This is a genomic window from Companilactobacillus keshanensis (genome assembly GCF_003946205.1).
Taxonomy (GTDB): Bacteria; Bacillota; Bacilli; order Lactobacillales; family Lactobacillaceae; genus Companilactobacillus; species Companilactobacillus keshanensis.
In genome coordinates, this window is sequence record NZ_RHOS01000049.1 from 1 (window position 1) to 1,124 (window position 1,124).

1 protein-coding gene is annotated in these 1,124 nt (G+C 39.5%); it reads left to right on the top strand.

From position 1 onward, the window contains the following. Positions 1-2: 2 nt before the first annotated feature. Positions 3-1,121: an NAD(P)-dependent alcohol dehydrogenase gene (locus tag EKM64_RS11340; protein WP_125678584.1), complete on the top strand. Its 1,119-nt coding sequence runs from the start codon at positions 3-5 to the stop codon at positions 1,119-1,121. The last annotated feature ends 3 nt before the right edge of the window (positions 1,122-1,124 follow it).

The following is a 1,124-nucleotide window of genomic DNA, read 5'->3' on the forward strand; positions in this document are numbered from 1 at the left end:
ATATGAAAATTAAAGCAGCTGTAGTTGATAAAGTTAATGATCCATTCGTTATTAAAGATGACGTTGAACTAGCTGACCTTCAAGATGATGGTCTTCAAGTTAAAGTCGTTGCATCTGGTATCTGTCACTCTGATGAAGCTCTTAGAAAAGGTGACGCTGCCTTCAGTTTCCCCGTTGTTTTAGGACATGAGGGTTCTGGTATCGTTGAAAAAGTCGGCAAGAATGTCGAAAACTTCAAAGTTGGCGATCACATTATTATGTCATTTTATTCATGTGGCGAATGTGACAATTGTTTAAAGGGTAAACCTACACAATGTCGTAAATATGCTGCTTCTAACCTATCTGGTACTCGTCCAGATGGAAGTGACCATTTTACAGAAGATGGTCATCATGTTTCTGACATGTTCAATCAATCTTCATTTACAACACACACAGTTATCAATAAGAGAAATGCCGTCAAAGTTCCTAAGGAACTTGACCTTAGAAAACTTGGACCTTTGGGCTGTGGATATGTAACTGGTAGTGGTACAGTCTTCAATACCCTTCAACCAAAACCTGGTGACACTATTGCCGTATTTGGTACAGGTGCTGTTGGTCTTGCCGCTATGATGGCTGGTAAGATTTCTGGATGTACACACGTTATCGCCGTTGATATCGTTCCTTCACGTCTTGAATTAGCTAAGAAGATGGGTGCAACAGATATCGTTGACTCATCTAAAGAAGATGCTGTTGAAGCAATCAAGAAGATCACAGGTGTTGGTGTTGACTGGGCTGTTGATACAACTGGTGTAACTAAGGTTATGACAGATTCAATCGCTGCTTTAACACAAGGTGGTACTACAGCTACAATCGCTGTTACACCACACAATATTGATATCAGTACATGGAATGACCTATGTGTTGACGACAAGAAGATCGTCGGAGTAAACATGGGAGATTCAATTCCTCAAGTTGATATTCCTCGTTTGATCGAATTCTTCAAACTTGGTGTCTTCCCATTTGATTTGACAGAGAAGTTCTATGACTTCGATCAAATCAATGAAGCTGACGCAGATTCAGTAAGTGGTAAGACAATCAAACCTATCTTGGTAATTGATAAAGATTACAAACCAGGTGAATAATTT